The 16,171-nt window shown below is 77.1% G+C and carries 10 protein-coding genes; 2 read left to right on the forward strand and 8 right to left on the reverse strand.

Annotated elements, in window-relative coordinates; genetic code table 11:
* Positions 1-124 precede the first annotated feature (124 nt).
* From E5225_RS10535 to E5225_RS10545, 3 genes are read right to left on the reverse strand one after another with little or no spacing between them, the layout of a single operon-like run.
* Positions 125-925 (reverse strand): MBL fold metallo-hydrolase, encoded by an 801-nt coding sequence (locus tag E5225_RS10535; RefSeq protein WP_341765564.1) that lies wholly within the window; start codon positions 923-925, stop codon positions 125-127.
* Positions 895-3,084, reverse strand: coding sequence for an alkaline phosphatase family protein (locus tag E5225_RS10540; RefSeq protein ID WP_135972515.1), 2,190 nt, complete (start codon positions 3,082-3,084; stop codon positions 895-897). Before E5225_RS10540 ends, E5225_RS10535 begins: the two co-directional genes overlap by 31 nt.
* A 5-nt stretch (positions 3,085-3,089) precedes the next feature.
* Positions 3,090-3,332 (reverse strand): DUF3046 domain-containing protein, encoded by a 243-nt coding sequence (locus E5225_RS10545; RefSeq protein ID WP_135972516.1) that lies wholly within the window; start codon positions 3,330-3,332, stop codon positions 3,090-3,092.
* Between the two features lie 86 nt (positions 3,333-3,418).
* Between E5225_RS10545 and E5225_RS10550 the strand changes: the two genes are divergently transcribed.
* Together E5225_RS10550 and E5225_RS10555 are read left to right on the forward strand one after the other, a co-directional pair.
* Positions 3,419-8,491 (forward strand): Lhr family ATP-dependent helicase, encoded by a 5,073-nt coding sequence (locus E5225_RS10550; RefSeq protein ID WP_135972517.1) that lies wholly within the window; start codon positions 3,419-3,421, stop codon positions 8,489-8,491.
* 18 nt (positions 8,492-8,509) lie between these two features.
* On the forward strand, positions 8,510-9,358 hold the full coding sequence (locus E5225_RS10555) for a DNA-formamidopyrimidine glycosylase family protein (RefSeq protein ID WP_135972518.1): 849 nt from the start codon (positions 8,510-8,512) through the stop codon (positions 9,356-9,358).
* A gap of 7 nt (positions 9,359-9,365) precedes the next feature.
* On the opposite strand, the gene E5225_RS10560 is transcribed toward E5225_RS10555, so the two are convergent.
* The 5 genes from E5225_RS10560 to E5225_RS10580 all read right to left on the reverse strand — a co-directional run bounded on the left by E5225_RS10560 (position 9,366) and on the right by E5225_RS10580 (position 16,081).
* Positions 9,366-9,707: a helix-turn-helix domain-containing protein gene (locus tag E5225_RS10560; protein ID WP_135972540.1), complete on the reverse strand. Its 342-nt coding sequence runs from the start codon at positions 9,705-9,707 to the stop codon at positions 9,366-9,368.
* 338 nt (positions 9,708-10,045) lie between these two features.
* The gene (locus E5225_RS10565; RefSeq protein ID WP_135972519.1) at positions 10,046-10,537 is read right to left on the reverse strand and encodes a CinA family protein; all 492 of its coding nucleotides are present in this window, start codon (positions 10,535-10,537) and stop codon (positions 10,046-10,048) included.
* A gap of 17 nt (positions 10,538-10,554) precedes the next feature.
* Positions 10,555-11,148 (reverse strand): CDP-diacylglycerol--glycerol-3-phosphate 3-phosphatidyltransferase, encoded by a 594-nt coding sequence (pgsA, locus tag E5225_RS10570; protein WP_243738118.1) that lies wholly within the window; start codon positions 11,146-11,148, stop codon positions 10,555-10,557.
* 118 nt (positions 11,149-11,266) lie between these two features.
* Positions 11,267-13,435 (reverse strand): putative bifunctional diguanylate cyclase/phosphodiesterase, encoded by a 2,169-nt coding sequence (locus tag E5225_RS10575; RefSeq protein WP_243738119.1) that lies wholly within the window; start codon positions 13,433-13,435, stop codon positions 11,267-11,269.
* A gap of 6 nt (positions 13,436-13,441) precedes the next feature.
* Positions 13,442-16,081: an FtsK/SpoIIIE family DNA translocase gene (locus tag E5225_RS10580; protein ID WP_135972520.1), complete on the reverse strand. Its 2,640-nt coding sequence runs from the start codon at positions 16,079-16,081 to the stop codon at positions 13,442-13,444.
* Positions 16,082-16,171: the final 90 nt, after the last annotated feature.

Here is a 16,171-nt window from a genome sequence, read left to right on the forward strand (position 1 = left end):
ACATCCCGGCCGGACGCCCCCGACCCCTGCACGCGACGGGCTGCCGCGTGGGGCTGGGGACGGCTCGGTCGTCGTCACCTGCGTACAGCGTACCGAACACCTGTTCGATCCGGCGCGACCCGCCTCACCGCGGCGTGTCGACCCGGGTCGCCTCCCCCGGCTCGAGCACCCGCGCGTCGCAGCCGGGCGCCCAGCGCCGGCACGCCGCCGCGAACGCCGGGCCGGCGCGGTCCATCCAGCCCGCCGGCAGGTGGCGCCCCCCGGGCGCGTGCAGCGTCCCCCAGTGCACCGGCACGGCCACCCGCGCACCCACGAGCGCGCAGACGCGCGCCGCCTGCACCGGGTCGAGGTGGCCCCCGGAGAGCCGCGGCCCCCACCCGCCGACCGGGACCAGCGCGACGTCGACGCCGGCGCCCGCGAGCTCGGGCACGCGCGCCAGCTCGGGCGTCGCGCTCGTGTCCCCGGCGAACCACACCGTGACACCCCCGCCGCGCACGACGAACCCCGTCGCGACGTTGGGCCGGTGCGGCATCGGCCGGTCCCCGTGCTCGGCGGGCACGGTGCGCACCCGGACGTCGGAGCCCGGTGCGGTCCACCAGCTGCCCGGTCGCACCCCGGTGCCGGCCAGACCCTGGCGCACCAGCCAGCGCGCGCTCGACGGTGCGGCGAGCACGGGGACCGGGCCGAGCAGCCGCAGCGACCCGGGCTCGGCGTGGTCGTGGTGCAGGTGCGACACGAGCGCGGCGTCGGCGCCGCGCCAGTGGGCCGGGTCCGGCGCACCGCCCCGCCGCTGCAGGAGCCCGGCCCGGCGACGCAGGAGGGGGTCGGTGACCAGGCGCACGCCGCCGAGGTCCAGCACCGCCGTCGCGTGCCCGAGCCACCGCAGCCGCAGGCTCATGACCGTGCCCCGCAGGCGCGCAGCCACGCGACGAGCTGGTGGTGGACGGCGTCCGCGCCGACGAGGACGCGTGCGCCGTCGACGTCCCCGCACAGCGCGTCGTCGACCTCCCACGCCGCCGGGTGCAGCAGGAAGGCGCCGTTCTGCGGGCCGCCGATCCCGCCGTGCGACCCGACCTGCCCCTCGAAGGCGTGCACCCGGCCGCGCGGGTCCACGGCCGAGACGAGCAGCAGGTCGCCGGAGCCCGGGAGGCGCGCGGCCCGCACCAGGTCCGACCGCGCACGTGCGGGGTACGCCGCCAGCGGGTCGGCCCCCGCGCCGTCGTCGCCGTCCGCCTCGAGCGCCCGCACGCCGTCGCGGCCGACGGCGACCAGTCCGTGACCGCGCGAGTCCGCGACGACGAGCCCGACCCCCGGACGCGCCGCGAGCCCGGGCACCAGCGCCGGCCACCGCTCCGCCAGCTCCTCCAGCACCGGGCGCCGGTCGTGGGCCGGGAACCAGACGAGCCCGAGGTTGCCGGAGCCGGCCACGACGACGTCCGGCACGTCCCGCCCCGAGCCCGTGACCCTGCCGTGCCCGCTGCGGTGCCCGCTGCCGTGCCCGCGGCCGTGCCCACCGTCGTCTCCCGCCGGCGCCCCGGCGCGGCCGCGGGCACGGTCGTCGCCGGCGTCGGGGCCGAGCACCACCGGGTCCCCCGTGCGACGCACGCTCGTGAGCAGCGCGTTGAGCGGCCCCCACGCCTCACCGCCCGCGCTCTGCACGCCGGCGGCGCCCGGCTCGGCCATGAGGGCGCGCACGGTCGCCAGCAGCGACCGGCCCTCCACCTCCTCGAAGGTCGGGCCGAGCGCCTGGCCGTGGTCCGACAGCACCACGACGTCGTAGGCGCGCGGCGCGGCGTCCGCGACCTGCTCGAGCAGGCGCAGCACCTGGTCCAGCCCCTCGAGCGAGCGGAGGGACTCCGGCCGCGTCGGGCCGGCGTGGTGCGCCACCTCGTCGTAGTCGACGAGGTCGACGTAGACGACGGGGTCGCCGCGGACGAGGGCGTCCGCCACGAGCGACGTCGTGAGGTCGCGCAGCAGCACGTTGGTGACGGCGCGCAGCAGCACGTACCAGCCGCCACGGGACACCCGCGGGCGCACGTCGTGCACGCGCTGGCGCCGGGCCTGGTACAGCTCCTTGACGGCCTCGCCGACCGTCAGGACGACCGCGCGGCCGAGGACGAACGGACGCGCGAAGAAGCCGACGTACCCCGGGCCCGGACCGAGCCCGTGCCGGCGACCGCGGCTCATGACGAGGTACGACGACGCAGCGTCGCCGGAGAACATCGTGGACACGGCGGTCCCGCCGCCCGCCAGCAGCCCGCGCCCGTCCGTCAGCCGCTCCTCGACGAGGGCGGCGTCGTCCGGCCGGTTCGTCACGACGAGCCGGCGCAGGTCGCGGTCCCACCAGCGGAAGGCCGGGATCGCGTCGGCGGCACCGTGCAGGATGCCCGCCTGCGAGGCCGGGGTGGTCGACGGCACGCTCGCCCACCAGGGCCGGAGGCGGTGCGTGCCCTCCTCCACCCACCGCTGCACCGTCGGGGCCAGACCGGCGTCGACGGCGAGCTCCAGGACGTCGAGGCCGACACCGTCGAGCTGGACGAGCAGCACGCCCGCTGGCGGTCGGTCGCCGTCGGCGGCGTCGAGGGCCGGCACGTCGCCGCGGCGCGCTCGACGCCGCGCGCGACGGACCAGGTCCGCGACGACGTACGCGTTGTCGCTCGCGCCCCACGCCCACCGGCCCGCGGCCATCACCACCGCGGTGACGGCGAGCACCGCCAGCACGGACCACACCGACGTGACGGTGACACCAGGGACGAGCGTGAGCGCCGCGCCCACGACCAGCACCTGGGCGGCCAGGCCGGCGACGAGCGCACCGCCCGCGCCGGCGACCCGGGCGAAGGCCCGCAGGGGCCCGGCCAGCAGGTGGGCGCCCAGGCCCACCGCCGCGGCGGCGAGGAGCAGCGCCCAGGGGCTCGTGATCCTGACGTCGTCCACGAGCGCCACCGCGACACCGAGGCCGACGGCCGTCGTCCCGACCGCGACGGCGACCTCCGCGACGTCCGCGACGTCCGCGAACCGGGTCCGGGAACGCCGCCGCGACGACGCGCTCGTGCCGGGGACCGGGGCGGGCCGCGGTCCCGGCACGTCGCTCAGCGGCCCGCGCGGCGCGGGGGCGCCTGCCGGTGCGTGTCGCTCCCCCAGCGCTGCGCCTCGGGCACGTCGAGCGCGTCGCACAGCGCGTGCCACACCGCGCGCGGCTCGGCGCCCCCCGCGAGCGCCTGCGCGCCCGTGCGGTTGCCGAGCGCGTCCAGGACCAGCTCGTCCATCATCAGGCGCCCCTGGACGGGACCGAGCACGTCGTCGACCAGGTCGGTCAGCTCGCGGTACCTCACGCCCCCAGACTGCCACCGCACGCGCCGCGCAGCGGCGCGGGAGGACGCCCCGCGCGCATGTCGGACCCGGGCACCACAATGGCCCGGTGGTGCTCGACCGCTTCTCCGCCCCGACGCGCGACTGGTTCACCGGCGCGTTCGCGGCGCCCACCGCCGCGCAGGCGGGTGCGTGGGAGGCCGTCGCGGGCGGCGACCACGCGCTGGTCGTCGCGCCCACCGGCTCGGGCAAGACGCTGGCGGCCTTCCTGTGGGCGCTCGACGGGCTCCTGACGGACGCGCCGCCGCCGGACCCGGTGCAGCGCTGCCGCGTGCTGTACGTCTCACCGCTCAAGGCGCTGGCCACGGACGTCGAGCGGAACCTGCGCTCGCCGCTGGTCGGCATCCGGCAGGCCGCGACCCGCCGGGGGCGCGAGCTGCCCGAGGTCACGGTCGGCATCCGCACGGGCGACACGCCGCCGGCGGAGCGCCGCGCGTTCGCCACCACGCCGCCCGACATCCTCATCACCACGCCCGAGTCGCTCTACCTGGTCCTCACCTCGGCCGCGCGCGCCGGGCTGGCGGGCGTGCGGACCGTCGTGCTCGACGAGATCCACGCGGTCGCCGGCACCAAGCGCGGCGCCCACCTCGCGCTCTCGCTGGAGCGCCTGGACGCGCTCCTGGAGCGCGAGGGCGGGCCGGGGCCGGCGCAGCGCGTCGGGCTGTCCGCGACCGTGCGCCCGGTGGACGCGGTCGCGACCTTCCTGGGCGGTGCACGGACGCCCGCGGACGGCGGCCGCCGCGTCACGGTCGTGCAGCCCCCGTCGCAGAAGGTCATCGAGGTCGACGTCGTCGTGCCGGTGCCCGACCTCGGCGACCTCGCGTCCGCGGCGCGCGACAGCGGCCCCGCCGGCGCGGCGGACGACGGCGGGTTCGGTGAGGGCGACCTCGGCGGACGCGCCGACCGCACGCCGCGCGCGTCGATCTGGCCGCACGTCGAGGAGCGCGTCGTCGACCTCGTCGCGGCGCACCGCTCGACGCTCGTCTTCACCAACTCGCGCCGCGGCGCCGAGCGGCTGACCGCCCGCATCAACGAGGTGTGGGCCGAGCGGCAGGGCGTGGACCTGCCCGACCCCGGGACGCTGCAGCCGGCGGCCGCGCCCGCGCAGAGCGGCACGGCCGTGGGCGTCGACACGCGCGACGCGGCCACGATCGTGGCCCGCGCGCACCACGGCTCCATGAGCCGCGCCGAGCGCACGCGCACGGAGTCGGAGCTCAAGGCGGGTCGGCTCCCGGCCGTCGTCGCCACGAGCTCGCTCGAGCTCGGCATCGACATGGGCGCCCTCGACCTCGTCGTGCAGGTCGGCTCGCCGCCGTCGGTCGCGAGCGGCCTGCAACGCGTGGGGCGCGCCGGGCACCAGGTCGGCGCGGTCTCGCACGGCGTCGTCTTCCCCACCTACCGCGGCGAGCTCGTGCCCGCCGCCGTCACCGCGCTGCGCATGCGGACCGGCGAGCTCGAGGCGCTGCACGTGCCGACGAACCCGCTCGACGTGCTCGCGCAGCAGGTCGTCGCGATGGTCGCGGTCGAGGACTGGTCGGTCGACGACCTGGGACGGGTCCTGCGCCGCGCCGCGCCGTTCGCGACGCTCGGCGAGGCGACGCTGCGCGCGGTGCTCGACATGCTCGCGGGCCGGTACCCGTCCGAGGAGTTCGCCGAGCTGCGCCCGCGCGTCGTGTGGGACCGCGTGCGGGACGTGCTCAGCGGACGGCCGGGCGCGCTGCGGCTCGCCGTCACCAGCGGGGGCACGATCCCCGACCGCGGCCTGTTCGGCGTCTTCCTCGCGGGCGACGGCGGCGGGTCGGACGTGCCGGCCGACGCCGAGCGCACCGGCGGGCGGCTGCGCGGTGGCAAGCGGGTCGGCGAGCTGGACGAGGAGATGGTCTACGAGTCGCGCGTGGGCGACACCTTCACGCTCGGGTCGAGCACGTGGCGCATCGAGGACATCACGCCCGACCGCGTGCTCGTCACGCCGGCCCCCGGCGTGCCGGGGCGGCTGCCGTTCTGGAAGGGCGACGCGCCGGGGCGGCCGGCGGAGCTCGGGCGCGCGGTCGGGGCGTGGGTCCGCGAGGTGCTGGCGCTGCCGCCGGCGGGCGCCCGCGCGCGCGTCGAGGGCGCCGGGCTGGACCCGTGGGCCGCCGACAACCTGCTGGCGTACGTGCGCGAGCAGCAGGAGGCCACCGGCCAGGTGCCCAGCGACACCGTCGTGGTGGTCGAGCGCTTCCGGGACGAGCTGGGCGACTGGCGCATCGTCCTGCACTCGCCGTACGGCGCCCGCGTGCACGCACCGTGGGCGCTGGTGCTCGGCGCACGCCTGCGCGAGCGGTACGGCGTCGACGCCGCGGTGATGCACGCCGACGACGGCATCGTCCTGCGCCTCCCCGACCTGCTCGACGGGGCCGGTGACCCGTGGGGCGACGCGCCGATGTCCGCGGAGGGGCCGGCCGTCCGCCTGGACGACCTGCTGCTCGACCCGGACGAGGTCGTCTCCTCGGTCCGCGACGAGCTCGGCGCGTCGGCGATGTTCGCGGCGCGCTTCCGCGAGGCGGCCGGCCGCGCCCTCCTGCTGCCGCGGCGCCGGCCGGACCGCCGCCAGCCGCTCTGGCAGCAGCGCCAGCGCTCGGCGCAGCTGCTGGCCGTCGCGTCCCGGTACCCCGACTTCCCGATCCTGCTCGAGGCGGTGCGCGAGTGCCTCCAGGACGACTTCGACACCGCCGCCCTCGCCACGCTCATGCGCGACATCGGCTCGGGCCGCGTGCGCGTGGTGGAGGTGACGACGCCCCACCCGAGTCCCTTCGCGCAGTCGTTGCTGTTCGGGTACACCGCCCAGTTCCTCTACGAGGGCGACGCACCGCTCGCCGAGCGGCGCGCCGCCGCGCTCACGCTCGACCCGACCCTGCTCGCGGAGCTGCTGGGCCAGGGCGGCGAGTCGCAGCTCGCCGACCTGCTCGACCCCGAGGCGGTCGAGCGCACCGAGGCCGAGCTGTCCGGCACCGCACCGGACCGGCAGGCGGGCACGCTCGAGCAGGTCGCCGACGTGCTGCGCCGGCACGGACCGCTCACGGCCGCCGACGTCGGGGCCCGCACGCGGCCCGAGGCCCGTGCCGACGTGGCCGCGTGGCTGGACGAGCTGGCGGCGGCACGCCGCGCGATCCGCGTGCGCGTCGGCGGGCTCCCGCCCGAGCGCGCCGACCAGTGGGCGGCCGTCGAGGACGCCGGCCGGCTGCGGGACGCACTCGGCGTGGCCCTGCCCGTGGGCGTGCCGGAGGTCTTCACCGAGGTGCTGCCGGACCCCCTGGGCGACCTGCTGCGCCGGCACGCGCGCACGCACGGGCCGTTCCCCGCCGCGGCCGTCGCGGCCCGGTTCGGGCTCGGCGTCGCGGTCGTCACCGAGACGCTGCGGCGGCTCGAGGTGCAGGGCGTGCTCGTCCAGGGCCGGTTGCGCCCCGACGTGCTGGGCGGCACCGGCGACGAGTTCTGCGACGCCGACGTCCTGCGCACGCTGCGGCGGCGCTCGCTGGCGGCGCTGCGCGCGCAGGTCGAGCCGGTGGACCCACAGGCCATGGGCGTGTTCCTGCCGCGGTGGCAGGGCGTGCAGCCGAGCGGGCACCGCGCCGGCGGCGGCTCGGGCCTGCGCGGTGTCGACGCCGTGGCGCGTGCCGTCGAGCAGCTCGCCGGCTTCGCGGTCCCCGCCTCCGCCCTCGAGACGCACGTGCTGCCCGCGCGGGTCCCGGACTACGCGCCGGCGATGCTCGACGAGCTCACGGCGGCGGGCGAGGTGCTGTGGGCCGGGCACGCGGCGCTCGCCGGGCACGACGGCCTCGTGTCGTTGCACCCGACGTCCGTCGCGGACCTCACGCTCGCGCCGGTCGTGGACCTGGACGCCGCGGACGCGCCGGCGTCGGGGCCGGTGCACCGCGCGGTGCTGGCCGCGCTGGAGGGCGGCGGTGCGTGGTTCCTGGGCCCCGTGGTCGAGCGCGTGACGGCGCTCTGGCTGCCCGCCGACGACACGGACGCGGCCCCCGGTGCCTCCGCGGTGCTCGACGCGCTGTGGGACCTCGTGTGGGCGGGGCGCGTCACCAACGACGGGCTCGGTCCCCTGCGCGCGTGGCTGGGCACGGGCAGCACGGCGCACCGGACCCGGTCGGCCCCCGCGCGCGGGCGCCCGCTGCGTCCCCGCCTGGGCCTGCGCGCCGGCGCCCGGCTCGGCATGACGCCGACCGGCGGCGGGCTGTCGGTCGGCGGCGCTCGTGCCGTCGGGCCGGCCGCCGCGTCGGGCGCCGGCGCGGGGCGCTGGTCCCTGCTGCCCGCCCGCGAGCCCGACCCCACGGTCCGGGCCCACGCGCTCGCCGCACAGCTGCTCGACCGGCACGGCGTGCTCACGCGCGCGGTGGCGCCCGCCGAGCAGGTCGCCGGCAGGTTCACCGACGTGTACCGCGTCCTGTCGGCGCTCGAGCAGTCCGGTCAGGTGCGCCGCGGCTACTTCGTCGAGCGGCTCGGCGGCTCGCAGTTCGCGCTGCCCGGCGCGGTCGACCGGCTGCGTGTCGACGCCGAGGTGGTCGACCGTGCGCGCGAGCGCGCGACGCTCCGGCGCGAGGGCACGACCGGGGAGATCGGCGCGCTGCTGCCGTGGCAGGAGGTGCCCGCCCCGGCCTGGTCGGCTCCGGCGGGCCCCGACGTGTGGGACCCGTCCGCACCACCGGCGTCGCCCCGGGGGTCGGAGGGACCCGGGCCGTGGGCGGTCGTGCTCGCCGCGACGGACCCGGCGAACCCGTACGGTGCGGCGCTCGCCTGGCCGGACCCGCCGCAGCCGGCCACGGTCCGGCACCGCCCGGGGCGCAAGGCGGGCGCCCTGGTCGTCCTCGTGGACGGGGCACTGGTGCTCTACCTCGAGCGCGGGGGCCGCACGCTGCTGACGTTCTCGGACGACGCCGCGGTGCTGGCCGCGGCCGCCGACGCACTCGTGGACGCGGCGCGGCGCCGGCGCGCCGGACGGCTCACGGTGGGGCGGATCGACGGCGCGGAGGTGCTCTCCGGCGACGTCCTGTCCTCGCCGGGCGCGACCGCGCTGACGGGCGCCGGCTTCGTCACGACGCCGCGCGGCCTGCGCCTGCAGGCGTCGTGACCGACGCGGGGGTGCACCATGCCCGAGGGTGACGTCCTGCGGCGCACCGCGGCGCGCCTCGACCACGCGCTCGCGGGGCGGCGCCTGGTCCGCTCGGACCTGCGCTGGCCCACCGCCGCGGCGGTCGACCTGCGGGGGCGCACCGTGCTGGGCACGCGCCCCTACGGCAAGCACCTGCTCACACGGTTCGACGACGGCACGACCCTGCACACGCACCTGCGCATGGACGGCTACTGGCGGGTGGCCCCCACGGCCGAACCGCGGGCCGCCGGACGCTCGACACGGCTGCGCGCACTCCTCGCCGACGAGCAGTGGACCGCGATGGGCTACCTGATCGGCATGCTGGACGTCGTCCGCACGCGGGACGAGCGCACGCTCGTCGGGCACCTCGGGCCGGACGTGCTGGACGAGGACTTCGACACCACGCCGGGGGTGCCGGTCGGCGGGGCGCCGGTGCACGACCTGCCGGCGCCGGGCATCGAGGAGGCCCTGCGGCGGTGGACGGCGCAGGGTGGCCGACCCGTCGGCGAGCTCCTGCTCGACCAGCGGGTCGTGGCGGGGATCGGGACGATCTTCATGGCCGAGTCGCTCTTCGTCGAGCGGTGGTGGCCCTTCACACCGGCCGACGCGGTCGACGACCCGGCCCGGATCCTGCGGACGGCGCGCGAGCTCATGCGCCGCTCCGTCGTGACGGGCCGCCCGGTCGAGGTCGTCCACGGCCGCGACCGGCGGCCCTGCGTCCGCTGCGGCACACCGATCCGCCGCGACGAGGTGGGGGTGCCGCCGATGCAGCGCCCCGTGTTCTGGTGCCCGCGGTGTCAGGCGCGCGGGCGCGCGGTGCAGGTCCCGGTGCGACCGGGGGCCTGAGACCCCGTCAGCCGACGGGGGCGAGCTCCGACCGGGACAGCGCCCAGCCGGCGTCCGACGGTCCGTCGACCGCGGCGGCCAGGTCGGCCGGCACCGTGTCGGGGACCAGCAGGCCCTCGGCGACGGCGACGCGGTCGCTGACCTCACGCAGGACGAGGGACAGCGGGACGTCGAGCGCGTCGCAGATGCTGCTGAGCAGCTCGGACGACGCCTCCTTCTGCCCGCGTTCGACCTCGCTCAGGTACCCGAGCGAGACACGGGCGGCCGAGGAGACCTCACGCAGGGTGCGGCCCTGGCGCTGGCGCGCGTCACGCAGGACGTCACCGATCTCTCGTCGCAGGACGACCATCTGGGCTCCCCCCTTCACGTCTCGTCCTCGGTCACCGGACGGGAGCGCCGTGGGCGTCCCCGTCCCCTTGGTGGCGACGGCCGTGGCCGCCGCCCTTGCTGCCACCCCCGGCCGGCGCGCGGCGGGGAGATGACCACCGTACCGCGCACCACCGTGGAAAGCGTCGGCTCCGCGCAGAGGCGGTCGAGTGCTCATCACGTCCTTCCCAACGCATCCGGTGGCGCCGCTTGTTCCCGGTGTCACGTGGCCCGGCCCGGCTCTCAGGGGGCTCTCAGCGCACGGCACCGGTGGGCCCGGCAGCGACGCCGCCCCGACCCCCGCCGGTCCGCGGGGGTGCGTCAGCCGCCCGCGGGACCGGGCCCGAGCACCTCGACCGCGAGCTCGAGGACGGCCGCCGTCGCCCCGGCGCGGACGGCCGCGCGGTCTCCCCCGATCCGCAGGGACCGGGCCACGGTGCCGGCGGGCGTGCCCACGGCCACGTGCACGGTGCCCGGCGGGTGGCCGTCCTGCGCGCCGGGGCCCGCGACGCCCGTCGTGGCCAGCCCCACGTCGGCGGCCAGGCGCGCGCGCACGCCGTCGGCCATGGCGCGCGCGACACCGGCGTCCACGGGCCCCCGCGCCGCCAGCAGCGCGGCCTCCACACCGAGCACCGACGCCTTCAGGTCGGTCGCGTACGCGACGACGCCGCCGCGCAGGACGGCCGACGCGCCGGGCACGTCGACGAGGGTCGCGGTCACCTGTCCCCCGGTCAGCGACTCGGCGACGGCGAGCGTCCAGCCGCGCGCCGCGAGCAGGTCGAGCAGGTGCGGCGCCGCTGCGGGCCCGGGCACCGGCGTGGGCACCCGGCTCACAGCCCCGCGGCGGGAGGCACGCCGGCCGCGCGGCGGATCCGGACCGCCGTGCGCACGTAGTCGATCCCCGTCACGAGGGTGATCGCCACGGCGGCCGCCATGACGAGCGCCGCGAGCACGCCCACGACCAGGGGCAGCGCGTCGAGCGGGAGCAGGTAGATGCCGATCGCGACGGACTGCAGGACCGTCTTGAGCTTGCCGCCGCGCGACGCGGGCAGGACGACGTACCGCAGCAGGAAGAACCGCATCACCGTGATGCCGAGCTCGCGGACGAGGACCACGGCCGTCACGCCCCACCAGAGCTCGCCGAGCCACGACAGCAGCACGAGGGCCGTGCCGATCAGGAGCTTGTCCGCGATGGGATCGAGCAGCTTGCCGAGGTCGGTCACCTGCCCGGAGCGGCGGGCGAGCCACCCGTCGAGGCGGTCGGTCAGCGCGGCGGCCGCGAACAGCGCCGCGGCCAGCAGGCGCCCGCCCGTGGTGTGCCCGCCGTCGAGCAGCAGGACGGCGGCGAACACCGGCACGACGGCGATACGGAGCATCGTGACCACGTTCGCCGGCGTCCACACGGAGGCAGCGACGTCGACCACGCGACACAGCCTAGGGCCGTGCGCGGCGTGCGCCCGCCCGCGGCGCCGGGCCGGGGCACGCGCCCGGTGCACCTCGTCCCGCGTCACGGCCGGCGGCTGCCGACCCGCGGGCCGCCGGTCAGCCCATCGGCTGCGCCGCGCCGTACAGCCAGCCCTGCCCGTACCGCCAGCCGCTGCGCCGCAGGTGGTCGGCCTGCTCCTCGTGCTCGATGCCCTCCGCGATCGTCACCATGGCCAGCTCGCGCGCGAGCGCGCCCAGCGCTCGCACGACCTTGCCGGCGGTCGGGTCGTGCGGGATGCCGGAGGTGAACGACATGTCCAGCTTCACACCCGCGACGGGCAGGTCGCGCAGGTACGACAGCGGCGAGACGCCCGTGCCGAAGTCGTCGAGGAGGATCGGCACGCCCGCCGCCGACAGCTGCGTCAGCTCGTGCCGGATGCGCGTGCCCGACGCGACGAGGCTCGACTCCGTCAGCTCGAGGACGAGGCGGCCCGGGGCCACGCGGTGGCGCGAGAGCTCGGCCAGCAGGCGCGTCGCGAGCTCGCCGTCCCCGAGCTGGTCCGCCGACACGTTGACCGAGACCCACCGCCCGTCGTCCGTCGTCCGTGCGAGGAAGTCGACGACGCGCGCCGCGACGAGCTGTCCGAGCACGACCGACACGCCGGCCTCCTGCGCGTGCGGCAGGAACGCACCCGGCAGCAGGAGCCCGCGGTACGGGTGCTGCCAGCGCACGAGGGCCTCGTACCCGACGACGTGCCCGTCCGACAGGTCGACGATCGGCTGGTAGTGCACGACGAGCTGGTCCTCCTCCACCGCGCGGACGAGCTCGCGGTGCAACGTCGTCGCGGTCGACAGGCCCATCGAGGGGTCGTACACCTCGGTGCGGCCGCGCCCGGCGCCCTTCGCCCGGTACAGGGCGGTGTCCGCGGCGGCGAGCAACGTCGGCGCGCCGGCCTCGACCAGCGACGCGTCGGCGAGCGCGACCCCCACGCTCGCGGCGACGGGGGTGCGCCGCCGTCCCACGCGCATCGGCTCGCGCAGGCCGGCGTGGATCTGGTTCGCGACCTCGAACACGGCCTTCGCGGCGTCCTGGTCCTGGACGACGACGACGAACTCGTCGCCGCCGAGCCGCGCGACGGTGCCCCTCGTGCCGGTCGCGGCGCGCAGCACGCCGGCGACGTGCACGAGGAGGTCGTCGCCGGCTGCGTGCCCGTAGCGGTCGTTGATCTCCTTGAACCCGTCGAGGTCGCACGCGAGCACGGCCGTCCGGTCGGCGGCCCCCGGCTGCTCGAGCGCCGCCTGGAGCACCTCCTGCAGCAGGGTGCGGTTCGCGAGCCCCGTGAGCGGGTCGTGCATCGCACGGTGCGTCAGCATCTCCGCCTGCAGACGGGACTCGGTCGCGTCCCGCACCTGCACCACCAGGTGGTCGGGCCGGCCGTCGGGCTCGCGGACCAGGGCCACGTCGAGGACGACCCACACGAGGTGCCCGTCGGCGCGCGTGCACCGCATCTCGAGCGAGAACCGGTGCTGCTCGCCGCCCAGCAGCCGGTCGAGCTGCAGCCGCTGGGCGGCGCGGTCCTCGGGCGCGGTCAGCTCGTCGAGGCGGTAGCCGCGCAGCGCAGAGGCGTGCGTGCCGAGCAGCTCGGCGAGCGCCACGTTCGCCTCGGTGATGCGCCACTCCAGGTCGACGAGCGCCATGCCGATCGGCGCGTTCTCCATGGCGACGCGGAACTGGGTCTCGCTGCGGGACAGGGCCTCCTCGACCTCCCGGCGCACCGTCACGTCGACGAGCGTGGTCAGCACCGCCGGTGCCGCGCCGTCGCCCTGCGGCACGAGCCGCGCGTCCACCCGGACGAGCCGCGGCCGCACGCCGGCACCGGGGCGGACCACGCCGACGACCTGCGGACCCGTGCCGTCGCCCCGCACGGCGAGCACCAGGCAGGGGTTCACCGCCATGCCCCGCTCGTCCACCAGTGCGACCGGCAGGTCGGCGACGCGCCGGCCGAGGACGTCGGCGCGGTCCACGCCGAGGATCGCCGCCGCCCGGTCCGACAGGTCGAGCACGCGACCGTCCTCGGACTGCACGAGCACGCCCTCGCGCGTCACGGCCTGCAGGGCGTCGTACCGACGGCGCAGCTCCTGCGCCGTGCCGAGCAGGTCGGTCGCCCGCCGGCGCTGGGCACGCTCGCGGTGCAGCAGGACGAGCACGGCCACGAGCGCGACGACCGCCACGACGGCGATCACGGTGCTGGCCACCCCGAGGGGCGCCATCGAGCCGGGCTCCACGTCCGCTCAGTCGACGCCGGGCCCGTGCCCGGCGTCGTCCTCCTCGTGGTCGTCCGCGCCGGCGTCGGCCGGACCGCCGGGGTCGCCCCGCAGCAGCGCCAGCGTGCCCGGCAGGTCGTCCGGCTGGACGAGCACCTCGCGCGCCTTGGAGCCCTCGGAGGGGCCCACGATCTCCCGCGACTCCAGCAGGTCCATGAGCCGGCCCGCCTTGGCGAACCCGACGCGGAGCTTGCGCTGCAGCATCGAGGTCGAGCCGAACTGCGTGGTGACGACGAGCTCGGCGGCCTGCAGCAGCAGGTCGAGGTCGTCGCCGATGTCGTCGTCGACCTGCTTCTTCACGGCCTGGACCGTGACGTCCTCGCGGTAGGTCGGCTTGAGCTGGGTCTTGACGTGCTCGACGACCGCGTGGATCTCCGACTCGGCGACCCAGGCGCCCTGGGTGCGCATCGGCTTCGCGGCGCCCATCGGCAGGAACAGCGCGTCGCCCTGACCGATGAGCTTCTCGGCGCCGGGCTGGTCGAGCACGACGCGCGAGTCGGTGAGCGAGCTCGTCGCGAACGCGAGCCGCGACGGCACGTTCGCCTTGATGAGGCCGGTGACGACGTCGACGCTGGGACGCTGGGTGGCGAGCACGAGGTGGATCCCGGCAGCACGCGCGAGCTGCGTGATGCGCTGGATCGACGCCTCGACGTCACGCGGCGCGACCATCATGAGGTCGGCGAGCTCGTCGACGATCACCAGGAGGTACGGGTACGTCGCGATCTTGCGCTCGGACCCCGGCAGCGGCTTGACCTTGCCGATCCGGACGGCGGCGTTGAAGTCGTCGATGTGCTTGTACCCGAACATCGCCAGGTCGTCGTAGCGCGCCTCCATCTCCTTCACGACCCACTCGAGGGCCTCCGCGGCCTTCTTCGGGTTCGTGATGATGGGCGTGATGAGGTGCGGGATGCCCTCGTAGAGGGTCAGCTCGACGCGCTTGGGGTCGACGAGGATCATGCGGACCTCGTCCGGCGTGGAGCGCATGAGGATCGACACGATCATCGAGTTGACGAAGGACGACTTGCCGGCGCCGGTCGCACCGGCGACGAGCAGGTGCGGCATCTTCGCGAGGTTCGCGACGACGTACCCGCCCTCGACGTCCTTGCCGACACCGATGACCATCGGGTGCTCGGTGCGCTTGGCGGCGCTCGAGCGCAGCACGTCACCGAGCGCCACGGTCTCGCGGTCCGTGTTGGGGATCTCGATGCCGATCGCGGACTTGCCCGGGATCGGGGACAGGATGCGCACGTCGGCGCTCGCGACGGCGTAGGCGATGTTCTTGCTCAGCGCCGTCACGCGCTCGACCTTGACGCCCTGGCCGAGCTCGACCTCGTACCGCGTGACGGTCGGGCCGCGCGTGAAGCCGGTGACCTGCGCGTCGATCTGGAACTGGTCGAGCACGTTCGTGAGCGAGTCCACCACCCGGTCGTTCGCGGCGGAGCGCACCTTGTGGGGGGCGCCCTTGGCGAGCACGTCCTCGGTGGGCAGCACGTAGACGACGTCGCCCTCGAGCATCGGCTGCTCGCCGCGCGGCACACCCGTGGGCCGCGGCGCCTCGAGGTCGGTGCCGACCGCCGCGACGGCCGCGGTCGGTGCGGTCGGTGGTGCGGGGTCCAGGCGCGCCGTGGGCGCGTCGTCGTCGAGCACGTCGGGCGCCGCGGCACCGGCGGTGCGGTCGACGACCGCGGCCCGCTCGAACGCCTCGTCCCCGACGTACTCGTCCAGCCGGTCGGGGTCGGGGTCGGCGGGCTCGTCGGCGCGCGGCTTGCGGGCGAGGAGCCGCGCGGTGCGCTTCGGCCTGGCCACGGGCTCCGGTCGCGCGCTGTGCAGCGCCTCGATCACGAGCGGCGCGTCCTCGTCCTCCGCCGCCGGCTCGGCCTCGTGCTGGCCGGTGAGCCTGCGGTACAGCGCGGCCAGGCGCGGGCCGATCTGGTGCACGGGCGTCGCGGTGACCACGAGGACGCCGAAGAACGCGAGGATGCCGAGCAGGAGGCACGCGACGACCGGGGTCAGCAGCGTCGCGAGCGGCGTGCCGACGCCGAAGCCGACGATCCCGCCCGCGTCCCGGATGGCGGGCATCTGGTCCGTGCCGGGCCGGCCCTGCGCGATGTGCACGACGGAGCACACGGCGACCGTGATGGCGGCGAGGCCGATGCCGATCCGGGAGTTCGCCTGGGCCCGCTCCGGGTGCCGCATGAGCCGCACGGCGAGACCGAGCAGGACGACGGGGACGGCCACGCCGACCACGCCGAACGTGCCCGCCACGACGTTGTGCACCACGTCACCGGCGGAGCCGGACAGGTCCCACCACTCGCGGGCGGCCACGACGACCGCCAGCGCGAGCAGCGTGAACGCGATGCCGTCACGGCGGTGCGCCGGGTCCAGGTCGCGCGCGCCGCGGCCGATGCGCCGGGCCGTGCCGCCCACCACGTGGGCGCCGCTCATCCAGATGCCACGCACGATGCGCAGCGGGAGGGCGGGCTGTCGCGGCGGGGCCGGTGCACGACCGGCGGGCCGGGCCGAGCCGCCGCGCGTGGTGCCCCGCGACGACGTCGAGCCGCCGGCGCGCGCCGAGCGCGCGGGGGTCGGAGTCGTACGGGTCGCCATGGTCCTCACGGTAGCCGCCCGGGCGCCGCTCCCCCTGCTGCCCGCGCCGTGTCGCCGGGTGACCTGCCGCCGGCGGGCCCCGGGCTCAGC

Source organism: Cellulomonas shaoxiangyii, assembly GCF_004798685.1.
Classification (GTDB): Bacteria; Actinomycetota; Actinomycetes; order Actinomycetales; family Cellulomonadaceae; genus Cellulomonas; species Cellulomonas shaoxiangyii.